The 17035-nt window shown below is 73.1% G+C and carries 17 protein-coding genes; 10 read left to right on the top strand and 7 right to left on the bottom strand.

What is annotated here, in order from left to right; genetic code table 11:
- Positions 1-2: 2 nt before the first annotated feature.
- Complete coding sequence (locus tag QHG49_RS24560) at positions 3-863, bottom strand: MaoC/PaaZ C-terminal domain-containing protein (protein ID WP_301491328.1); 861 nt, start codon at positions 861-863, stop codon at positions 3-5.
- 251 nt (positions 864-1114) lie between these two features.
- Here QHG49_RS24560 and QHG49_RS24555 point away from each other — a divergent pair, with 251 nt between their 5' ends.
- From QHG49_RS24555 to QHG49_RS24540, 4 genes are read left to right on the top strand one after another with little or no spacing between them, the layout of a single operon-like run.
- A complete protein-coding gene (locus QHG49_RS24555) occupies positions 1115-2125 on the top strand; it encodes an ABC transporter ATP-binding protein (RefSeq protein ID WP_301491326.1) in 1011 nt (336 codons plus the stop codon).
- Positions 2125-2841, top strand: coding sequence for an ABC transporter permease (locus tag QHG49_RS24550; RefSeq protein ID WP_301491324.1), 717 nt, complete (start codon positions 2125-2127; stop codon positions 2839-2841). The genes QHG49_RS24555 and QHG49_RS24550 overlap by 1 nt, the downstream gene beginning before the upstream one ends.
- A 17-nt stretch (positions 2842-2858) precedes the next feature.
- Complete coding sequence (locus tag QHG49_RS24545; RefSeq protein ID WP_301491323.1) at positions 2859-4154, top strand: sensor histidine kinase; 1296 nt, start codon at positions 2859-2861, stop codon at positions 4152-4154.
- A gap of 24 nt (positions 4155-4178) precedes the next feature.
- Complete coding sequence (locus QHG49_RS24540) at positions 4179-4805, top strand: response regulator transcription factor (RefSeq protein ID WP_145485086.1); 627 nt, start codon at positions 4179-4181, stop codon at positions 4803-4805.
- A gap of 31 nt (positions 4806-4836) precedes the next feature.
- Here QHG49_RS24540 and QHG49_RS24535 read toward each other — a convergent pair whose 3' ends face one another.
- On the bottom strand, positions 4837-6267 hold the full coding sequence (locus tag QHG49_RS24535) for an MFS transporter (RefSeq protein ID WP_159700960.1): 1431 nt from the start codon (positions 6265-6267) through the stop codon (positions 4837-4839).
- Positions 6268-6501: 234 nt separating this feature from the next.
- Here QHG49_RS24535 and QHG49_RS24530 point away from each other — a divergent pair, with 234 nt between their 5' ends.
- The 5 genes from QHG49_RS24530 to QHG49_RS24510 all read left to right on the top strand — a co-directional run bounded on the left by QHG49_RS24530 (position 6502) and on the right by QHG49_RS24510 (position 11998).
- Positions 6502-8247: an MFS transporter gene (locus QHG49_RS24530; protein WP_145485088.1), complete on the top strand. Its 1746-nt coding sequence runs from the start codon at positions 6502-6504 to the stop codon at positions 8245-8247.
- A gap of 183 nt (positions 8248-8430) precedes the next feature.
- The gene (locus QHG49_RS24525) at positions 8431-9081 is read left to right on the top strand and encodes a class I SAM-dependent methyltransferase (protein WP_301491319.1); all 651 of its coding nucleotides are present in this window, start codon (positions 8431-8433) and stop codon (positions 9079-9081) included.
- A 22-nt stretch (positions 9082-9103) separates the two neighbouring features.
- Entirely contained in the window at positions 9104-9997 is an 894-nt protein-coding gene (locus QHG49_RS24520) for an N-acetylmuramoyl-L-alanine amidase (RefSeq protein WP_201300553.1), read from the top strand.
- A gap of 115 nt (positions 9998-10112) precedes the next feature.
- On the top strand, positions 10113-10886 hold the full coding sequence (locus QHG49_RS24515) for a DUF5336 domain-containing protein (protein ID WP_159700969.1): 774 nt from the start codon (positions 10113-10115) through the stop codon (positions 10884-10886).
- A 101-nt stretch (positions 10887-10987) separates the two neighbouring features.
- On the top strand, positions 10988-11998 hold the full coding sequence (locus tag QHG49_RS24510; protein WP_301491316.1) for an LLM class F420-dependent oxidoreductase: 1011 nt from the start codon (positions 10988-10990) through the stop codon (positions 11996-11998).
- Between the two features lie 14 nt (positions 11999-12012).
- Here the strand turns inward: QHG49_RS24510 and QHG49_RS24505 are convergent, their stop codons facing one another.
- The 4 genes from QHG49_RS24505 to QHG49_RS24490 form a co-directional block, all read right to left on the bottom strand.
- On the bottom strand, positions 12013-12600 hold the full coding sequence (locus tag QHG49_RS24505) for a hypothetical protein (protein WP_145485095.1): 588 nt from the start codon (positions 12598-12600) through the stop codon (positions 12013-12015).
- Positions 12601-12719: 119 nt separating this feature from the next.
- Positions 12720-13787: a prenyltransferase gene (locus QHG49_RS24500; protein ID WP_145485096.1), complete on the bottom strand. Its 1068-nt coding sequence runs from the start codon at positions 13785-13787 to the stop codon at positions 12720-12722.
- The gene (locus QHG49_RS24495) at positions 13784-14530 is read right to left on the bottom strand and encodes a class I SAM-dependent methyltransferase (protein WP_145485097.1); all 747 of its coding nucleotides are present in this window, start codon (positions 14528-14530) and stop codon (positions 13784-13786) included. The genes QHG49_RS24500 and QHG49_RS24495 overlap by 4 nt, the downstream gene beginning before the upstream one ends.
- A complete protein-coding gene (locus tag QHG49_RS24490) occupies positions 14524-15954 on the bottom strand; it encodes a glycosyltransferase family 4 protein (protein WP_301491314.1) in 1431 nt (476 codons plus the stop codon). The genes QHG49_RS24495 and QHG49_RS24490 overlap by 7 nt, the downstream gene beginning before the upstream one ends.
- A 220-nt stretch (positions 15955-16174) precedes the next feature.
- Between QHG49_RS24490 and QHG49_RS24485 the strand changes: the two genes are divergently transcribed.
- Positions 16175-16789 (top strand): TetR family transcriptional regulator, encoded by a 615-nt coding sequence (locus QHG49_RS24485; protein WP_145485099.1) that lies wholly within the window; start codon positions 16175-16177, stop codon positions 16787-16789.
- Positions 16790-16801: 12 nt separating this feature from the next.
- On the opposite strand, the gene QHG49_RS24480 is transcribed toward QHG49_RS24485, so the two are convergent.
- Positions 16802-17035 carry a ferredoxin gene (locus tag QHG49_RS24480; protein ID WP_301491313.1) on the bottom strand — a complete coding sequence of 78 codons (234 nt, stop codon included), beginning with the start codon at positions 17033-17035 and terminating at the stop codon, positions 16802-16804.

The raw sequence follows: 17035 nt of genomic DNA, 5'->3' as shown, positions 1-17035 counted from the left end.
ATTCAGGAGTGCTCGACGACGGTGTCCGCGAGCACCGGCGCGTCGTCCCGTTCGACGGCGGCGACGGCGACCCGCACCCGGTCCGCCGCCTCGCGCCACATGCGGATGCGCAGGGTCTCGCCCGGGAAGACGACGCCCGCGAACCGGGTGGTGTACGACCGCACCCGGCCCACGTCGCCGTCGAGGAGGGTGTCGGCCACGGCCTTGAGCGTCATGCCGTAGGTGCACAGCCCGTGCAGGATGGGCCGGTCGAACCCGGCGAGCTTGGCGAACTCGGGGTCGGCGTGCAGGGGGTTGAGGTCGCCGGAGAGCCGGTAGAGCAGGGCCTGGTCGGGGCGGACCGGGCGCTCGACGGTCCGGTCCGGCTCACCGCCCGGTTCCGGCAGACGGGCCGAGGGGCCCCGGTCGCCGCCCCAGCCGCCCTCGCCCCGGACGAAGATCTGCGCGTCGTTGGTCCACAACGGGCCCTCGGCGTCGCCTGCTTCGGTGCGCAGCACCAGGACGGCGGCCGTGCCCTTGTCGTACACGGCCGCGACGCGGGAGGTGGTCGTGGCGCTGCCCTCGACCGGGATCGGCCGGTGCACCCGCAGGGTCTGCCCGCCGTGCAGCACCCTGGCGAGATCGACGTCGACGCCCGGCATGGACAGCCCGCCGGTCACCCCCGGTTCGCCGGCGCCCGCGACGGTGGCGAAGCTCGGCAGCACATGCAGCCGGGACTCCAGCGTGTAGCGCAGCTCGTCCGGGTCGGTGGCGGGGCGGCCCGCGCCGATGCCCAGGTGGTAGAGCTGGACGTCCTTCGCGGTCCAGGTGATCCCACCCGAGCGGGGTCCGGCGGCGAGGGCCTTGGCTGCGTCGATGGGCATGGGGCTCCCAAGAGGTATCGAGACCTCGGCGCGGTCGTCCGCACCGTCGGCCGCGCCGAGGTCGTCCACGGGTCTAGAACGCGTTCCAGTCCGGCGCCCCCTGTATAGCCCAGCCCCCCGCAGTTGTGAAGGCTACTGACGGTACGTCAGCTCGCTCGGACCGTGACGCCGGGACCCGTGACATTTGTACCGCCCGAGTCCGTACAACTGCGTCTGCCGGGGCACCGGCTCCCGCTCCTACCGTCGTAGGCATGACACAGAGGGACGAGGACACCACCGCCGTGTCCTTCACGGGGGCGATGCGGACCTTCGGGTCCGTGCGCGCCGTGGACGGGGTGGACCTGAGGATCGGGCGCGGCGAGACCGTGGCCCTGCTGGGCCGCAACGGCGCCGGCAAGTCGACCACCATCGGGATGCTGCTGGGGCTGTACCCGCCGGACGCCGGCCGGGTGGAGCTGTTCGGGACCGAGCCGGAGCGCGCGGTGCGGGCCGGCCGGGTGGGCGCGATGCTCCAGGACGCCCGGCCGGTGCCCCGGGTCACCGTGGGCGAACTGGTCGCCTTCGTGGCCTCGCGCTATCCGGCGCCGATGCCGGTGGCGCGGGCCCTGGAGCTGGCCGGGATCGCCGCGCTGGCCGGGCGCCGGGTGGACCGGCTGTCCGGCGGGCAGGTGCAGAGAGTGCGGTTCGCGGTGGCGCTGGCCGGCGATCCCTCGCTGCTGGTCCTCGACGAGCCGACGGCGGCGCTGGACGTGGAGGCGCGGCACGCGTTCTGGGAGTCGATGCGGGGGTACGCCCGGCGCGGGCACACCGTGCTCTTCTCCACCCACTACCTGGAGGAGGCGGACTCCTTCGCCGACCGGATCGTGGTGCTGGACCGGGGCCGGATCGTCGCGGACGGCACGGGCGAGGAGCTGCGGCGGGCCGCGGGCGGCAGCCTGGTCTGCGTGGACCTCGGGGACCGTACTCCGGACGGCCTGGCCCTGCTGCCCGGCGTCCGCTCCCTGGAGGTGGCCGGCGGCCGGGTCCGGCTGCGCACGGACGACTCCGACGCGACGGTGATCGCGCTGGCGGAGCTGGGCGCGGTCCGCCGCCTGGAGGTGGCCCCGGCGTCGCTGGACGACGCGTTCCTGGCCCTCACTTCATCGGCGGCCTCGGGGCAACCCCCCAGGGGCACGGGGAACCGCGCGAACGGCCACGACGCACCCGCACCCGCACCCGAAAGCGCGCCTCCCACCCCCTCGTCCACCGCGAAGGCCCTGTGATGCTCACCTATGTCCGGCTGGAGATCCGTCGCACCCTGCGCGACCTGGGATTCGTGATCGGCGGGATCGCGATGCCCGTCATGATGTACCTGCTGTTCACCAACGTCGGCGAGAACAGCGGTACTTGGCGGACCGCGGCGATGATCGGCATGGCGGCGTACGGCGCCGTCGGCTCCGCCCTGAACACCGGCGGCGCGGTCGCCGAGGACCGCGCGGTGGGCTGGCTGCGGCAGCTGCGGGTGACGCCGATGACCCCGCGCGAGGTGGTGGCCGGGCGGACGCTGACCGGTGTGGTGACGGTGCTGCCCTCGATCGTCGCCGTGCTGGCGGCGGGCGGCCTGGTCGACGGGGTGCGGCTCGCGGTGTGGCAGTGGGCGGCGGTCGCGCTGCTGCTGTGGCTGGGCTCGGTGCCGTTCACGCTGCTGGGCCTCGGCAACGGCTACCGGCTGACCGGTCCCGCCACGGGCGTGGCCAACATGACGTGCAATCTGGGCCTGGCCGTGCTGGGCGGGCTGTGGTTCCCGACCACGCTGTTCCCGGGGTGGCTGCGGTCGGTCTCGGTGTACACGCCGACCAACCGGTTCGCCCAGCTGGGCGGCGCGGTCGCGGAGGGACACGCCCCCGGCGCCGGTGCGATCATCGTGCTGACGGGCTGGCTGCTGGTGTTCGGATCGTACGCCGTGCTGTCGTACCGCCGTGGGGCGGGCTCCGTCTGACCTGGGGGAACGGAAACATGTCGGGATGGCGGAGGGTGCGGTGCCGGGCGCGGGCCTGGCAGGCGGCGCGGCTGGAGTGGAAGGCGGATCTGGAGCGCTGGAAGGCGGAGAACGAGCGGTTCAAGGCCGACGCGCGGGCCGCCCGGAAGCGGGGCGAGGCACCGGCCGTCAGCGATCCCGGGCCGCCGCCCAGCGGCTTCGCGCTGCTGCCCTGGCTGCTGATGGGGATGGGGGCCTTCGCCAATCTGCTCCAGGGGCGGACCCCGAACCCGCTGATCGGCGGGCTGGGCCTGTTCGCCTTCAACTCCCTGTACATCTACGTCACCTTCCGCTCCTTCGACCGGGCCAGGCGCGAGGAGCCGCGCACCCGGGTGGCGCTGCTGCTGATGGGCCTGCTGACCACGGGCCTGGCGCTCGGCTACGGCGGCAACTGGCTGATGTTCTTCCCGCTGCTGGGCCTGGCCGCGGGGGCCGCGCTGCGCGGACCGTGGCTGGGCCGCTCGGGGATCCTGCTGGCGGTCTACGCGGCCGCGCTGTCCGGGGTGCACGGCGACTGGTCGGACGCGACGAACATCGGGTACGCCACGTTCCTGTCCACCATGGTGACCGCCGCGATCCTCGGACTGTCCGAGGCGGTACGGGAGTTGCGCGCCGCCCGTGAGGAACTGGCCCGGCGCGCGGTGGAGAAGGAGCGGCTGCGCTTCTCCCGCGATCTGCACGATCTGCTGGGCCACACCCTGTCGGTGATCGTGGTGAAGTCGGAGGCGGCCCGGCGGCTGGCCCCGCGCGACATGGACGCGGCGCTGGGCCAGATCACGGACATCGAGTCGGTGGGCCGGCAGGCGCTCACCGAGATCCGGGAGGCGGTCACCGGCTATCGCGAGGGCAGCCTGGCGACCGAACTGGACCGCGCCCGCTCGGCGTTGACGGCGGCGGGCGTCGAGCCGGTCTTCCGCCGGTCCGGCACCCCTCTCGCGCCCCAGACGGAGGCCCTGCTGGGGTGGGTGGTCCGCGAGGCGGTCACCAATGTGATCCGGCACAGCGACGCGAGCCGCTGCGAGATCGCCGTGACCAGCGCCGCGGAACGCGTCCGGCTGACGGTCACCGACGACGGCTCCGGCACCCCGGCCGGCCGCCCCGCCCCGGGCATCGGGGGCACCGGCCTCACGGGCCTCACCGAACGCCTGGCCGCCGCGGGTGGCTCCCTCACGGCGGGAGAGGCGGCACGCGGCGGCTTCACGGTGACGGCGGAACTCCCGCTGGTGGCCGAGGAACCGGCGGCGGCCGGGGTGGCGGCGCCGGATCCCTCGTGAGGCGGTCGGCCGTACGCTGACCCCATGAACGAGACACCCCGGGGGGCGATCCGGGTTCTGCTCGCCGAGGACCAGGGCATGATGCGCGGCGCGCTCGCCCTGCTGCTCGGGCTGGAGGAGGACATCGAGGTCGTGGCGCAGGTGGCCGCGGGGGACGCGATCGTGGCCGCCGTGCTCCGGCACGAGCCGGATGTGGCGCTGCTGGACATCGAGCTGCCCGGGATGAGCGGGCTCGACGCGGCGGAGGAGCTGCGGGCGCGGGCGCCGGGCTGCCGGGTGCTGATCCTGACGACGTTCGGGCGGCCGGGGTATCTGCGGCGGGCCCTGGAGGCCGGGGCGGCCGGGTTCCTGGTCAAGGACGGGCCGGTGGAGGAGCTGGCGGCGGCGATCCGGCGGGTGCTGGCCGGGGAGACGGTGGTCGATCCGGCGCTGGCGACGGCCGCGCTCAGCGCCGGGCCGAACCCGCTCACCCCGCGCGAGCGCGAGGTGCTGAAGGCGTCCGTGGACGGGGCGACGGTCGCCGATGTCGCGGGCCGGCTGCATCTGTCCGAGTCCACCGTGCGCAACTACCTGTCCGCGGCCATCGGCAAGACCGGCACCCGCAACCGCGCGGAGGCGGTGCGGGAGGCCCGTCAGCAGGGGTGGCTGTGAGACCGGCGGCGGAACCGGCCGCTCGGCACGCTCACTTGTGCGGCAGATGGCGCGGCAGCCACAGCGCCATCAGCAGCGCCCCGCCCAGCAGCACCGCCGTGGAGGCGCGGAAGGCCAGGGCGTAGCCGTCGGTCAGGGCCTGGGGGCCGGTGCCGGCGCCCGTGCCGGCGGCGGCGATGGTCGACATCACGGCCAGACCGAGCGAACCGCCCATCGTGCGCGAGGTGTTGACGAGGCCCGAGACCACCCCGGCCTCGCCGACCGCCGCCCCCGAGGTCGCCAGCGCGGCCAGCGGGGTCATCGCCAGACCGCCGCCCAGCATCATCAGGATGCCCGGGAACATGATCGCGGTGACGTACGCCTCGTGCGCGCTCATCGTGGACTGCCAGGCGAAGCCGCTCGCGCCGATCAGCGTGCCGAGCACCGCCACGAAGCGCGGGCCCGCCGTCCGCATCAGCCGGGGCGCCACCTTGGAGCCGATGATCACGGCCAGCGAGCTGGGCACGAGCGCGGCACCGGCCTCCAGCGGGGAGTAGCCGAGCACGTTCTGCGCGTACAGCGTCATGAAGTACCACATGCAGAACATCGCCGAGCCGGACACCAGCATCGCCGCGTTCGCCGAGGCCACCGGGCGCCGCCGCAGCAGCCCGAGCGGCATCAGCGGGGCCAGGGTCCGCGCCTCGACCAGCAGGAACAGGGCGATCAGCAGCACCCCGGCGGCCAGCGGCAGCAGGCTCGCCGGGGCGGTCCAGCCCTTCTCCTGGGTGCGCGAGATGCCGTACGCCAGCGTGGCCAGGCCGGCGGTGACCAGCAGGGCGCCGGGCAGGTCGAGGCGGCGGCGGTCACCGGCGCGGCTCTCCACCAGCCAGCGCAGCGAGCCGGCCAGGACGACCGCGCCGACCGGCACGTTGATCAGCAGCACCCAGCGCCAGGACAGCACGTCCACCAGGACCCCGCCGACGAGTCCGCCCGCGGCGCCGCCGCCCGCGCCGACCGCGGCCCAGGTGGCGATGGCCCGCGCGCGTGCGGCGCCCTCCGGCACCGCGGCGGTCAGCAGGGTGAGCGTGGAGGGCGCGAGGACCGCCGCGCCGAGTCCCTGCACCGCGCGGGCGAGCAGCAGCTGCCAGCCCTCCTGGGCGAGGCCGCCGCCCAGCGAGGCCAGGGTGAACAGGCCGAGGCCGACGAGGAACATCCGCTTGCGGCCGTACAGATCACCGGCCCGGCCGCCGAGGAGCATGAACCCGGCGAAGGCGATCGCGTACGCGTTCACCACCCATTGCAGGCCGGACACGCTGAGACCGAGGTCGGTGCGCATGGACGGCAGCGCGACGTTCACCACGGAGACGTCCAGCACCACCAGGAACTGTCCGGCGCAGGCCAGCGCCACCACCAGCCAGGTCGGGGGTGTCGTACGACGGGATATGAGGGGCGGGGTGTCGGCGGTCTCCAGCATGGATGTCATGGTCTCAGGCCGGTTGCGGTCCTTGCATCGGCATTTCGGACCAGGGGTCCTACTCCGCGCGGACTACGTCACCCCGCCCGCCCTGGTCACGCCGTCGGTACTACCCACAGCCCCTGACAGTGCCTCAGAAACCCATAGGATGGTCAAATAATCATTAGGGGCCCGAAGCAACGGAATAGTTGCTTGTGCATACGAGGTTTACCCCGCACTCATGTCTACGGGAGGCCGCCCTCAATGACCCACACGACGACCGACGCACCGCGGCGCGAGGCGAGCGGGGCCGTCGTCCCGGTGCTCGCCTTCGCGGGCATCGTGGTCGCGGTGATGCAGACCCTGCTCGTGCCGGTCATCAAAGACCTGCCCCAGCTGCTGCACACCGCGCCCAGCAACGCCACCTGGGTGCTCACCTCGACCCTGCTGTCCGGCGCCGTCGCCACCCCGATCATGGGCCGGCTCGGCGATCTGTACGGCAAGCGGCGCATGCTGATCGCCAGCCTCGCCGTGATGGTGGTCGGCGCGCTGGTCAGCGCGCTCACCAGCCAGCTGCTCGTCATGATCGCGGGCCGTACCCTCCAGGGCTTCGCCATGGGCGCGATCCCCCTCGGCATCGGCCTGATGCGGGACATGCTGCCCCGCGAACGGCTCGGCTCGGCCATGGCCCTGATGAGTTCCTCCATAGGCGTGGGCGGTGGCCTCGCCCTGCCCGCCGCCGCGCTGGTCGCCCAGCACATGGACTGGCACGCGCTGTTCTACGGCGCCGCCGGCCTCGGCGTGCTCGCCATCGCCCTCACCCTGCTCACCGTCCCCGAGTCCCCGATGCGCGCGGCGGGCTCCTTCGACCTGCCCGGCGCGCTCGGGCTCTCCGCCGGCCTGGTGCTGCTCCTGCTGCCCATCACCAAGGGCAGCGACTGGGGCTGGTCCTCGGCGACGACGCTCGGCCTGTTCGCCGCGGCCGTGGTCGTCCTTCTCCTCTGGGGCCTGTTCGAGCTGCGTGCCAAGGCGCCGCTGGTCGACCTGCGCACCACCGCGCGCCCCGCGGTGCTCTTCACCAACCTGGCGTCGATCATGGTCGGCGTCGCGTTCTACGTCGTCTCGCTCGTCCTGCCCCAGCTGCTCCAGCTGCCGAAGGCCACGGGGTACGGGCTCGGCCAGTCGATGGTCGTCGCCGGTCTGTGCGTGGCGCCGCTGGGCCTGACGATGATGTTCACCGCGCCGGTGTACGCCCGGCTCTCCGCACGCTACGGCCCCCGGACCACCCTGATCATCGGCCTGCTGATCATCGCGATCGGCTACGGCGGCGGGCTCGGCCTGATGCAGGCGGCCTGGGAGACGATCCTCACGTCCGTGATCCTCGGCGCGGGCATCGGGCTCGCGTACTCCTCGCTGCCCGCGCTGATCGTCGGCGCGGTGCCGGCGTCGGAGACGGGCGCGGCGAACGGGCTCAACACGCTGATGCGCTCGATCGGTACGTCGGTGTCGAGCGCCGTCGTCGGCATGGTGCTCGCCAACACGGCGCACACCGTGGGGGGCATGGCGATCCCGACGATGCACGGGTTCCGGGTGTCGTTCCTCATCGCGACGGGCGCGGTGGCGGCGGGTCTGGTGCTGGCCCTGTGCCTGCCGAGGACGGGCCGCCCGGTGCGACAGGTGCGACTGCGGGCCAGCAGCGAGGAGGACGACGCGGTGCTGGAGCTGGCGGAGGAAGTGCTGCGGGGGTTCCGGGGGCGGGTGCTGGACGCGGCGGGGGCGCCCGTCGCGCGGGCCAAGGTGACGCTGATCGACCACCGCGGCCGGCAAGCCGGGGCGGCCGTCTCCGACGAGGGCGGCCGGTACGAGCTGGCGGTGCCGGCGGAGGGGGCGTATGTACTCGCCGCGAGGGCGTACGGGCATGGGCCGCTCGCTTCCTCCGCTTCGCACTCCGGTGCGGAGAGGGCGGTCGAGCTGGACCTCTCCCTGCCGGGTGAGACGGTGAGTTTGTAGCGGAACGCCGTGGTGCGATCGGTTGTGCCGCGGCTCGCGCCGCGTTGTGGCCGATCGCGCCCGCGCGGCGGAGCCGCACATGAACACGGCCCCCCGCCCCTGAAGCGGCGCCCCGCGTGACGCCCTTTCACAGGTGTGCGGCAGCATGGGGCCGAACAGCCGTGCCACCCCGAAAGGCGTCCTATGGCCACCGCCCCCCAGCCCGAGATTCTCGCCGCGTTCGAGGCGGCCAAGGGGTTCATGCCCGTGGACGAGGGGCTGGCCCTGTACGCGGCGGCGGTGGCGGCGGGGGCGCTGGGGCTGCCCCTGCTGGAGGTGGGGACGTACTGCGGGCGGTCGACCGTGCTGCTGGCCGACGCGGCACGGGCGGCGGGGGTGACCGCGCTGACCGTGGACCATCACCGGGGCAGCGAGGAGCAGCAGCCGGGCTGGGACTACCACGACCCGGAGACGGTGGACCCCGAGGTGGGGCTGATGGACACGCTGCCCACCTTCCGGCGCACGCTGTTCAGGGCGGGCCTCGAAGAACACGTGGTCGCGCTGGTCGGCCGGTCGCCGCAGGTCGCGGCGGTGTGGGGCGGCCCGCTGGGCTTCGTGTTCATCGACGGCGGCCACACCGACGAGCACGCGAGCGCCGACTACGAGGGCTGGGCCCCGCACCTCGCCGACGGCGCACTGCTCGCCATCCACGACGTGTTCCCCGACCCGACGGACGAGTTCACCGGCCAGGCCCCCTACCGGGTGTACCTGCGCGCCCTCGCCTCCGGCGCCTTCACCGAGGTCTCGGCCACCGGCTCCCTGCGGATCCTGCGGCGAACGGGGGCGGGGATCTGAGGTCCCGGTTAGAGTCGCTGACGTGTCATACACAGGTCCGGAATCCGAACCCCCGCAGCAGCGTCGTTCCTGGCGGGTGCCGATCGTCGTGGCGGGTGGTGCCCTGGTGGCCGGGGGGCTGGTCGGGTGGGGGGCGTATGCGGCGGTCGGGGGGTCGGCCGGGGGTGAGGGTGCGGCGAAGCCGGTGGGGCGGAGTTCGCCGTCCGCTTCCGTGAGCGCCGACGGCAAGGCCGCGGCGCCGCTCAAGGGGAAGATCGTGGTGATCGACCCGGGGCACAACACCGGCAACTTCCGGCACACGGCCGAGATCAACCGGCAGGTGGATGTCGGCAACGGCCGCAAGGAGTGCGACACCACCGGTACGTCCACGGACGACGGGTACGCGGAGGCCCGGTTCACGCTCGATGTGGCGCACCGGCTGCGCGCGTTGCTGGAGCGGCAGGGTGCCACCGTGCGGCTGACCCATGACGAGGGCGGCCCGGACTGGGGGCCGTGCGTGGACGAGCGGGCGGCGATCGGCAACAAGGCGCACGCGGACGCGGCGATCTCGATCCACGCCGACGGGGCGCCGGCGGGCGACCGGGGGTTCCATGTGATCCTGCCGGGCGCCGTGCACGCGGGCGGCGCCGACACCCGGCCGATCGTGGGGCCCTCGCGCGATCTGGGCGAGCGCGTCGCGTCGGACTTCCGCCGCACGACCGGTGAGCCGCCGTCCAACTACATCGGCCACGGCACCGCGCTGGACACCCGCACCGATCTCGGCGGTCTCAATCTGTCAACGGTTCCCAAGGTGTTCATCGAGTGCGGCAACATGCGCGATACCAAGGACGCGGCACTACTGACCAGCGGAACCTGGCGGCAGAAGGCCGCGCGGGGGATGTCCGAGGGAATCGTGAGTTTCCTGCGCGAGTCCTGACCGGGGCCTCGACCGGCCGGACAGCCAGATCTTGCGGACGGTAGGGTCTAGCGACGACGAGACGACTCACGAAGGACCTGAAGTGAACATCCGCTCCCTCACTAGAGGCGACGGCGTGGTGATCGGAGCAGCGGTGTTGCTGTTCATCGCGTCGTTCCTCGATCTCTACTCCTACTCGGCCGCCGGATACTCGAGCAGCCAGAGTGTGTGGGACAACCTCGGGACGGGCCTCGGCACGTACATGGGGGCCGTCATCGGTGCCGCGCTGATCGTGCTCAACCGCTGCCTGCCGCAGCCGCGCAAGGTGCTGGGCCTGGATCTCGGTGTGGTGGGCACGGCATTCACGGTCCTCTCCGCCTGGACCCTGTTCTGGACGCTGGTGGACGTGCCGAACGGGGTCGACGCGGGCGCCGGGCTGGTGCTCGGGTTCATCGCGGCGCTGGTCCTCGCCGGTGCCGCCGTCGCCGCCCCGCTGGTCCCGGCGCTCCAGGGCGCGCTGCTTCCGGCGCCCAAGCCGGTCGCTCCGAGCCCGTACGGCGCGCAGTCGCCCGCCGGTTACGGCTACCCGGGCGCCCAGGGTGCCCCGCAGCAGCCGTACGGCGCCCAGCCGCAGCAGGGCCAGCCGTACGGCGCGCAGCAGCCGGCGCCCGCGCAGGGTGCCGCGCCGCAGCAGCAGGCCGCCGCTCCGGCGGACTTCTCGCCGTTCTGGTTCGCGGTGCCGGTGACCCGTCCGCTGTTCGCGGAGGACGGCTCGCCCGCCCCGATCGCCGAACTGGCGCCGGGCACCTGGTACTTGGCGGTGGAGCAGCGTGGTGCCACGCTGATCGCCCAGACCCAGGACGGCCGTCGCGGCGTGCTCCAGGACACCTCGGGCATCCAGCGCGGCTGAGCAGCGCTCACGGCCACGGCCCCTCGCCCTTCCGGGCGGGGGGCCGTTGTCGTACAGTCGCCTCCGGCCGGTGGACTGACGGTACGTCAGGAGGGGTGCGCATGCGGCTCGGTCTCGCGCTCGGGTACTGGGGGCGCGGCCCCGACGCCGCCCATGTGCCGCTCGCCCAGGAGGCGGAACGGCTCGGCTACGGCTCCGTGTGGACGGCCGAGTCCTGGGGCTCGGACGCCTTCACCCCGCTCACCTGGATCGCCGCGCGGACCTCAAGGATCGAGCTGGGTACGGCCGTTGCCCAGATGGCGGCGCGCTCCCCGGTCACCACCGCGATGCACGCGCTCACCCTGGACCACCTCTCCGGCGGACGCATGACGCTGGGGCTCGGGCTGTCCGGGCCGCAGGTGGTGGAGGGCTGGTACGGCCGCCCGTTCCCGGCCTCGCCGCTGACCGCGACCCGGGAGTACGTGGACGTCGTACGGCAGGTGCTGCGCCGTACCGCGCCGGTGTCGCTGGACGGGCGGTTTCATCCGCTGCCGTACCGGGGGCCGGACGGCACCGGGCTCGGCAGGCCGCTCAAGCCGATCACGCATCCGCTGCGGCCCGGTCTCCCCGTGCTGCTCGGCGCGGAGGGCCCCCGGAACGTGGCGCAGACCGTGCGGATCGCCGACGGCTGGCTGCCGCTGTACTGGGCGCCGGACCGGCCCGAGGTGTACGGCGACTCGGTGCGCGAGCTGCCCGACGGGTTCCGGGTGGCGCCCATGGTCCGGGTGAAGGTGTGCGACGACGTGGCCGAGGGGCTGCTGCCGGTGAAGGCGATGCTCGGCTTCTACATCGGCGGCATGGGGCACGCCTCCCGGAACTTCCACGCCGACCTGATGGCCCGTATGGGATACCCCGAAGCGGCCCGCCGGGTACAGGAGTTGTTCCTGGCGGGGCGGCGGGAGGAGGCGGTGCTCGCCGTACCGGACGCCTTCGCCGACGAGATCTCGCTGGTCGGCCCGCGCGAACGGATCGCGGAGCGGCTGGAGTCGTGGCGAAGGGGCCCGGTGACCGACCTGCTGGTCCTGTCACCGGACCCCTGCACACTCCGCGTGCTGGCGGAGCTGAACTCCTAGACTCTCCGGGGGACTTAGTGGCTGCCGCTGCGGAGCTGACCCGCCGACGGCACCTTGTTCTTGACCGGGGCGCCCGCGCTCTTCCCGGCGTCCTTCACGTTGTTGATGACGTCGTTGAAGCCGCCCGCCGCGCCGGTGTCACCGTGCCGCAGCTTGGTCGACAGGTCCTTCAGGCTCTCGATGCTCTTGCTCAGCGGCGCGATGGCCTTGGAGAGCAGCGGGTCGCCCTTGGCGTTGCGCTCGGCGGCCTTCAGCCGGTTGTAGGTGAACAGACCGGCGACACCGGCCTTCACCAGGGCCAGCTTGCGGCCATGGGCGCCCTTCTTGAACTTGCCCGCCTTCCACGGCTTGTAGATCCACTGGTAGGTGGCTCCGGCCGCGAGGCCCGCGTTCGCCACGAACCTGGTCTTGGCGAACTTCTGCTTCTCGGCGGAGGTGGAGGGGCTGGGCTCGGCCGCCGGCTGGTTCAGGGCCGCGGTGGTGACCGCCGTCTTGGTGTTGGTGTGGGAACCGGCGTTGCTGTTTCCGCAGGCCGTGCCACCGGCCACCAGGGCGCAGCACACGGCCAGCGCCACGCAGAGACGCCGAATCGGTACAGGCACGAGGTCCTCCCGACGTGTCTTTCCGAATGGGGAGCTTCCTTCTCCACCGTCACTCCGCGCCCGCGGTTACGCCACTCGGGGGAAACGCCGGGAGGTGCGCCGGGCCGCGTCGGGCCTGCTCAGCAGCAGTCCGGGTCGAGGCCCGCCGGGAGGTGCGTACCGCCGAACACCGCGCAGGTCGCCTCGTGCCCGCCGAGCGCGGCGACCGCGAGCAGCAGCGAACCCGCGGTCCAGGTGGTCAGTTCGCGCGGCCAGATCGCCTCGTCGTCGAAGACGTAACCCGTCCAGTACAGACCGGAGTCGGCGTCCCGCAGATGCTGCACGGACTTCAGGATCTCCAGCGCCCGGTCCGACTCCCCCACCGCCCACAGCGCGAGCGCCAGTTCGCAGGACTCGCCGCCGGTCACCCAGGGATTGGGTACGACACAGCGCACCCCGAGGCCCGGCACCACGAACCGGTCCCAGGACCCGGCTATCCGCGCCTCGGCCTCCGCGCCGGTCAGGGCGCCGCCGAGGACCGGGTAGTACCAGTCCATCGAGTAGCGGTTCTTGTCCAGGAACCGCTCCGGGTGCCTGCGGATCGCGTGCCGCAGCGCCCCGGCCGCCAACTCCCAGTCCGGCTGCGCCTCTTCGCGCTGCTCGGCGATGGCGAGCGCGCAGCGCAGCGCGTGGTGGACGGAGGAGCTGCCGGTGAGCAGGGCGTCCGCGGTGGGCGTCCCGTCCTCGTCGCGCCGCCAGCCGATCTGCCCGCCGGGCTGCTGGAGGCCGAGCACCCACTCCACGGCCGCGTAGACGCAGGGCCACATGCGGTCCAGGAACGTGTCGTCGCCCGTGGACAGGTAGTGGTGCCAGACGCCGACGGCTATGTACGCCACGAAATTGGACTCGCGGGCGCGGTCGGTGACCTCGTCGTGGGCGCCGTCCGCGTAGGCCGCGTACCAGGAGCCGTCCTCGTTCTGGTGCCGGGCGAGCCACAGGTAGGCGCGCTCGGCGGCCTCGTGCTCACCGGCCGCGTCCAGGGCCATCGCGGCCTCGGTGTGGTCCCACGGGTCCAGGTGGTGACCCCTGAACCACGGGATCGCGCCGTCCTCCCGCTGCACGGCGAGGATGCCGCGTACGGTCGCGGCGGCCTGCTCGGCGGTGAGGACCCCGGGCAGGACGAGGTGTTCTGTCCGGGGGGTGGTCACTGGGCGGCCGCCTCCTCGGCGAGCCGGGGCAGGTGGGGCTTGGTCGCGTAGACCACGAAGCTCTTGCCCATCACCGGGTTGAGGGTGCGCTCGGCGAGCCGGGTGGCCAGCGGCTTCTTCATGATGTCCCAGACCAGGAGCTTGTGGTACGCGCGTACCGGCAGCGCCTTGTCGTTGTCGACGCCGAAGGCGCACTTCAGCCACCAGTAGGGGGCGTGCAGGGCGTGCGCGTGGTGGCTGCCGTACGGCTTCAGACCGGTCTCGCGGACCTTCGCGACCAGTTCGTCCGCCTTGTAGATGCGGATGTGGCCGCCCTCGACCTCGTGGTAGGCGTCGGACAGCGTCCAGCAGATCTTCTCCGGGCCGTAGCGGGGCACCGTGATGGCGATCCGGCCGCCGGGGCGCAGCACGCGCACCATCTCGGCGAGCACGCCCTTGTCGTCGGGGATGTGCTCCATCACCTCGGAGATGATCACGACGTCGAACGAGTCGTCCGGGAACGGCAGCGCCAGCGCGTCGCCCTCCAGCGCGGTCGCGGTGGCGCCCTCGGGGGCCTCGCCGGCCTCCTTCATCGCCGCGAACCACTTGGTGACTTCGCGGATCTCCTCGGCGTTCTGGTCGAGGGCCACGACCCGGGCGCCGCGCCGGTAGCACTCGAACGCGTGCCGGCCGGCTCCGCAGCCGAGGTCCAGGACGCGGTCTCCCGGGGCGATGGGGAACCGGGAGAAGTCGACGGTCAGCACGTGGCCCTGCTTTCGGGATAGACGCTGGTGTCACTCGGGGAGGCCGTGGAAACGGCGGCAACCGACGGGGCCGCGGGGCGGCCGGGGGTCTCGGGCGCGGGGCGGCGGGTGCCGGTGGCGGGGCCGCGGGCGGCGATGGCCTCGCGGTACCGCGCCACCGTGCCCTGTGCCGCGCGGGCCCAGGTGAAGTTGGCCAGGACGCGGTCGCGGCCCGCCGCGCCGAGCCGGGCGCGCAGCCCGGCGTCGCCCAGCAGCCGGCCGAGCCCCGCGGCCAGCGCCCCCGCGTCGCCGGGCGGCACCGCGAGGCAGGTCTCGCCGTCGCGGCCCGCGACCTCGGGGATCGCGCCGCCGGTCGTGGCGAGCAGCGGGGTCCCCGTGGCCATGGCCTCGGCGGCGGGCAGCGAGAAGCCCTCGTACAGCGAGGGCACGCAGGCGACCTCGGCGGAGCGGATCAGGTCGACCAGTTCGGCGTCCGAGATGCCCTTGACGAACTCGACGGCGCCGTCCAGGCCGTACCGCTCGACCGCCTGGGCGACCGGCCCCTCCTCGGGGCGCTTGCCGACGACGACGAGATGCGCGTCCGGGTGCTCGGTGCGCACCTTGGCCAGCGCCTCCACGAGGAACACCAGCCCCTTGAGCGGCACATCGGCGCTGGAGGTGGTGACGATCCGCCCCGGCACCTCGGGCACCGCCGGATTCGGCGCGAACAGGTCGGTGTCGGCGCCGATGTGCACCACGTGGACGCGGTCCTGCCGCACCCCGAGGTGGTCGACGATCTCCTGCCGGGAGCTGCCGGAGACGGTGAGCACCGAGGGCAGCCGGCGCGCGACCCGCTTCTGCATCCGGGTGAAGGCGTACCAGCGGCGCACGGAGTACCGCCGCTGCCGGCCCTCGGCCGCGTCCAGCTCCAGCTGCCGGTCCACGGTGATGGGGTGGTGGATGGTGGTGACCAGCGGGGCGCCGACGTCGCCGAGGAGGCCGTAGCCGAGGGTCTGGTTGTCGTGGACGACGTCGAAGTCGCCGCGCCGGGCCCGCAGCAGCCGGCGGGCGCGCAGCGAGAAGGTGAGCGGCTCGGGGAAGCCGCCGGTCCACATCGTGCCCACTTCGAGGGCGTCGATCCAGTCCCGGTACTCGCCGCGGCCGGGGGTGCGGAAGGGGTCGGGCTGGCGGTAGAGGTCGAGGCTCGGCAGCTCGGTCAGCGTGAGCGAGGGGTAGCCCTCGTCGAGCACGGGGTAGGGCTGGGAGCCGATGACCTCGACGCGGTGTCCGAGGCGGGCCAGCTCGCGCGAGAGGTGCCGTACGTAGACGCCCTGCCCGCCGCAGAACGGGTTCCCTTTATAGGTGAGGAGCGCGATGTCGAGCGGTCGCTCCCCGTCGGCGGCGAAGTCCTCACGGGCACCCGCTTCCCGGGCCTCGGCGGTCACTCTGTGCCCCCTTCTGCCTGCACTGTCCCGCGAGACTACGACGGGACGCTAATCTAGAACAAGTTTCAGACTTGATCGTTCGGGAGCCTCTGAATCTACCGGCAGGTAGGGGTGCTGTGAGCAGTGGATCAGGTGATTCGCGCCACGGCGCGCGGCCCTGCCATCCTGTCTGACCACGTGCCCTACCGACACCCTCACCGATTGTCACGGAACGGGACCCATGCCTGCGGAAGCCAGTACGTCGCGCACTCCCTCGCCGCCCCTCACGGAGCGTCAGGAAGCCCGCCGTCGCCGGATCCTGCACGCGAGCGCGCGGCTGGCGGGCCGGGGTGGGTTCGACGCGGTGCAGATGCGCGAGGTGGCCGAGTCCTCCCAGGTGGCCCTGGGCACGCTGTACCGGTACTTCCCGTCCAAGGTGCATCTGCTGGTGGCCACCATGCAGGACCAGCTGGAGCGGATGCACGGCACCCTGCGCCGCAAGCCGCCCGCCGGGGACACCGCCGCCGAGCGGGTCACCGAGACCCTGATGCGGGCCTTCAGGGCGCTCCAGCGCGAGCCGCACCTGGCCGACGCGATGGTCCGCGCGCTGACCTTCGCGGACCGCAGCGTCAGCCCCGAGGTAGACCAGGTGTCCCGGCAGACCACGGCGATCATCCTGGACGCGATGGGCCTGGACGACCCGACGCCCGAGCAGCTCTCCGCCGTCCGGGTCATCGAGCACACCTGGCACTCGGCCCTCATCACCTGGCTGTCCGGCCGTGCCTCCATCGCCCAGGTGAAGATCGACATCGAGACGGTCTGCCGGCTGATCGATCTGACCGACCCGGGCGAATAGCACCGGACCGGCTCAGTCCTCGGGCGGGAACACCGGCTCCCCGCTGCCCCGCAGGGTGATGGAGATGGCCTCCGCGGGGCAGGTCTCGGCCGCCGTGAGGACGGGTTCGGCCGCGTCGGTGTCGGCGTCCGTCGGGTGGGACCGGCGGGCGGAGTCGAGGCGGAAGCGGCCCGGCGCGTGGTGCAGGCACTGGCCTGAGCCGACGCACAGGGAGCGGTCGACCTCGATGTGCCAGCGGTCGGCCAT

Source organism: Streptomyces sp. WP-1 (genome assembly GCF_030450125.1).
GTDB classification, from domain to species: Bacteria; Actinomycetota; Actinomycetes; order Streptomycetales; family Streptomycetaceae; genus Streptomyces; species Streptomyces incarnatus.
This window is presented reverse-complemented; position numbering and strand designations above follow the sequence as displayed.